Below are 3,610 nucleotides of genomic sequence, written 5' to 3'. Positions count from 1 at the left end.
TGGTTGAACTCAACGGTAAGCCCGTTCTCGCCGGGAGCCTGAAGGAAGAGAGATGGAAGGTTAAAGCGTTCGAGTTCACTGAGAACGGGGAACCGCTAAGGGAAAGCGAGTTAACAGAGGGAATCTCCCTAACGGCCGCCGAAATGGGAGGAAAAATAATCCTGGGTGGTTACAAGGGAAGTGCCCTCTGGGTTTGGAGTGAAAACTGGGAGGTAACGCTCCCAAACGGCGCTGTAACATCTCTTCTGCCGAGTGAGAACGGCCTCCTCGTCGGGGGCGAAGTTGAGGGGAAGGCGACGGTACTTAAGCTCGATCCGAAAGGGGAAATCCTCTGGAAGAAGGAACTCTGGGATAGCGGCTGGGTGGAGGTTTTAGGTGGGAAGATCGCGGCGGGGGTTAAGGCGGAAGAGAAGAAGACGGTTATGGTGATTGAGAGAATTTAAAAGCACCACTCCCGGGAGCACGTCTGGAGCGATGGGAGATACGTTGACAAGCTGATATACGAGCGTTTCAGGGATTCTCCTTTCGGATACCAGAAAAGAGAAACCCCGCAAGGTTCGCCGATGAATGGAAGGCGAAGGCCGTGAGGAGAGAACCACTGAGCGCGAAGAGGTAGCCAGCGATTAGCCCCATGAGGAAAGCTCCAGCCGTTAAGTAGGCTTTCTCCCCCGCGGAGGCTCTTTCGAAGGCCATCACGTGAGGAATTGCAAAGAGAAGAGCCGAGAACAGGATCGCGCCCCAGAACTGGCCGTGGATTAAAAGATAACCCTCGACCAAGGCCCTGTTGAGGCTCTCCTCGGCGAAGGGAGCTAAAATGAGGAGGAGCAGGACTCTCCAGAAAAAGCCATCGGGTAGGAACTCCAACGTTTCTGCTTTTTCTTTAGCCTTTTCTCCAGAGAAGAGCTTTTCTCCAAGGTTTAAGGCCAGGGAGGCGAGAAATCCGAGGGCGACTGCCTGGGGGAGATAGACTGGCTTAACGTGGAGCGGAATTCGGAGGAGCGAGATTAGAGTGAGCGACAGGATTAGGAACGCGCCCTGAATCCCGGCACCCGCGAAGCCCTTTCCCCTCTTCGCCAGGAGCGGGCCAATGGCCGATGAAGGCAGGAAGACCGCCAGCCAGAGGAGGAAGGCGTAGAGGTATTCAATCACCTCTTATCACCTCGCGGAGGATTCTCATGGCCCTCTCCAGCTCGTCTATGCCCCTCTCGCTCAGCTCCACGAACTTCCTCGGTCTTTTGCCGAAGCCGTAGTAGGTTTTTACAATTCCGGCCCTTTCGAGGGCTTTGAGGTGGAAGTCGAGGTTTCCCGGGGTTAGCTTCAAAGCCCTGGCAAGCTCGATGAACGTTGTCCTCTCGCGGGAGAGGAGATAGAGGGCTATCGCTAACCTCGTTGGATTCCCGAGCGGCGAATCTGCAAGCTCTCTGAGCCTTTCAGCCCTCATCTCACTCCCTCATGGCCCTTCTGATGTGGAGGAAAGCGGCGAAGGAGAAGGCGGAGGAGATTACCATAATCGCGAAGGCCATCTCCTGAACCGGAAGCTTATCAGCGAGATAGGTCGAGGATAGGATTATGAAACCTGCCAGCACCATCTCAGACTGTACCCTGCGGTGAAACGATAAATCAACTGCCACCATGAGGAGGAGCGCGAGGCCGACAAAGAGGAGCATACCCTTTCCACCTGTGCCGTAGAGGTAGCTAGCTATGAAAAAGGCCACGAACCACGCGAGAACCTGGGAGACCGCGTAGGAGAGCTTCCTCTCACGCCTTCTCCCGAGGACGCGCTCTATGGCCTCGACCTTTCTGAAAACCCTGGTATTCTCTATCAGGAACCAGGCAACGAAGAGGAGCGAGATTGTTACTGAGACGTAGTCCGACTCCAGCCCAGCGTACTTAATCAGTGTCAGCTCAAGGAGGTACATGAAGGGGATGGCAAAGCTCCAGAAGATGAACGGAAAGGCTAGGTAAACCCTCTTCGCCAGGTTCAGCTCGTCCTCAACGGCTTTAAGCGCCTCCGCAAGCTCCTCAACTTTCTCCATTCCCACCACCGTTACAACTTCGCGCTCCACCTATTTATAACCAGCCGGAAGTTTGGAAAACAGAGCTACTCTTTTAATTCCCCACTATAATTGAAACTCATGAATCGCCGCCTCTACAGCGTTTATACCCTCACCTCCGCACTCAGGATCGCTGGCGATTCCATAGAGAGCGTTGCCCTGCCATGGAGCCTCCTTCAGAGTACAGGCTCACTGGTGAGTATAGGCGGTTTTGCGCTCTTCACGCACATTCCTTGGGTTGTCCTTCCTCCCCTTCTCGGCAGAACCCTCGACAAAACTAAGAAGAAAGTTAGACTGGCGTTTCTGGCTTTACTCCTTCAGGCCTTTCTTGCCGTCGCGATAGTTCCCCTATCCTCAAATGTCTGGGCCCTTTACCTCCTTGTTTCGGGCATTTCAGCCCTCGACATCCTCCACCGCTACTACGGCCTCTCGCTTATAGCAACCATGACCCTTGAGGAGAGTGAACTCCAGAGGTTGAACGCGACGCTGGCAACCGTCGGAAACGCGGTCTCGCTGATGGCCTTTCCACTCGCGGGTTTTCTGGCGTACCGCTTCGGGATAAAAGAGATGCTCCTCGATGCGGTTCTCCTTCTCCTCGGAGCTTTTTCCCTGATACCGTACTTGAAGGTGGAGGTAAAGCGGGAGAGAAGGGAGGAAGTGAGAGGAACGAAGATGAAGATAGACAAGAGGCTCTTCCTTGGAGTCCTTGCATCGGTGCTCATCTTCAACTCCGCCCCTGGCTCCTTCAGGATTTTTGTCTTCGCCTCGCTGAGAACCCTCAATAGGGGCGAAGTCATCTACGGCATTCTCCAGTCCCTCACGACGGCCGGAAGCCTTGTGGCGGTGGCAGGGCTAACGTATCTTGCAGGCAGGAGGGGAGTCGGGCTGAAACGGCCACTTATCACCGGGATGATCCTTCAGAGCGTGGCTCTGCTCCTCGCCGGCTTACCCGCCGTGATGGCCCTCTTCCCTGCGGTTCTACTGGTGGGCTTCGGCGGGGAGCTCTTAAACGTCTCCTTCGACAGCCTGATGCAGAAGGTTATCCCTCTCGAAAGCCTCGGAACTGCGAGGGGACTCTTTGACGCCCTCGCGACGCTCGTTATTCCGCTGTCGCAGCTGGTCTTTGCGTGGGCCATTGAAAAAGGGATAGCGGTGTTGACCGCTTCTATCCTAGCGGCCGGATTAGCGTGTGCAGGAGTAGCTCTGTCGTATGTTTATTTTGTAAAGTTATACACGGCTTGAAGGAAATACTTTAGATAAAACTTTCTACCGTTAATTATTGTATAATTATCAATCCATAACTTACTCTTCGAAATTATTTTACTTTAATTAAAGCTATTCTTAGAAATGAGAGTATTGTAAGTTACTTTTTTATTGTAAGTTACTTTTTTGAATAGATTTTTGCATATGTAAACAGAAACTCTTAAATAGTTTGAATGTACACAATATTATGAAAATCCGTGTAGTGATATCAATGCGGTGGGGATTGCTAAGTGTTTTGTTACTTGGTTTGTTGCTTTTGAGTTCTTTTAGCCCTGCTAGTGCAAACAAGGCAC

General features: G+C 52.6%; 4 protein-coding genes and 1 pseudogene. 2 read left to right on the top strand and 3 right to left on the bottom strand.

The annotated features are described in order from the left end of the window. Nucleotides 1-443, top strand: a pseudogene (locus tag MV985_RS06865) (hypothetical protein); the annotation flags it as partial. Nucleotides 444-510: 67 nt separating this feature from the next. Here MV985_RS06865 and MV985_RS06860 read toward each other — a convergent pair. Genes MV985_RS06860 through MV985_RS06850 form a run of 3 tightly spaced genes read right to left on the bottom strand, consistent with a single transcriptional unit; the run spans nucleotide 511 to nucleotide 2,042 of the window. Continuing rightward, nucleotides 511-1,149, bottom strand: a complete 639-nt coding sequence (locus MV985_RS06860; RefSeq protein ID WP_297464678.1) for a CPBP family intramembrane glutamic endopeptidase — start codon at nucleotides 1,147-1,149, stop codon at nucleotides 511-513. Next, nucleotides 1,142-1,441: a transcriptional regulator gene (locus MV985_RS06855; RefSeq protein ID WP_297464676.1), complete on the bottom strand. Its 300-nt coding sequence runs from the start codon at nucleotides 1,439-1,441 to the stop codon at nucleotides 1,142-1,144. Before MV985_RS06855 ends, MV985_RS06860 begins: the two co-directional genes overlap by 8 nt. Before the next feature lies 1 nt (nucleotide 1,442). Next, complete coding sequence (locus MV985_RS06850) at nucleotides 1,443-2,042, bottom strand: hypothetical protein (protein WP_297464674.1); 600 nt, start codon at nucleotides 2,040-2,042, stop codon at nucleotides 1,443-1,445. A gap of 93 nt (nucleotides 2,043-2,135) precedes the next feature. Here MV985_RS06850 and MV985_RS06845 point away from each other — a divergent pair, with 93 nt between their 5' ends. After that, the gene (locus MV985_RS06845; protein ID WP_297464672.1) at nucleotides 2,136-3,296 is read left to right on the top strand and encodes an MFS transporter; all 1,161 of its coding nucleotides are present in this window, start codon (nucleotides 2,136-2,138) and stop codon (nucleotides 3,294-3,296) included. Nucleotides 3,297-3,610 lie beyond the last annotated feature (314 nt).

The organism is Thermococcus sp. (genome assembly GCF_027012695.1).
Lineage (GTDB): Archaea > Methanobacteriota_B > Thermococci > Thermococcales > Thermococcaceae > Thermococcus.
The sequence above is the reverse complement of the archived record's forward strand: the minus strand, read 5'-3'. Positions and strand labels throughout refer to the sequence as shown.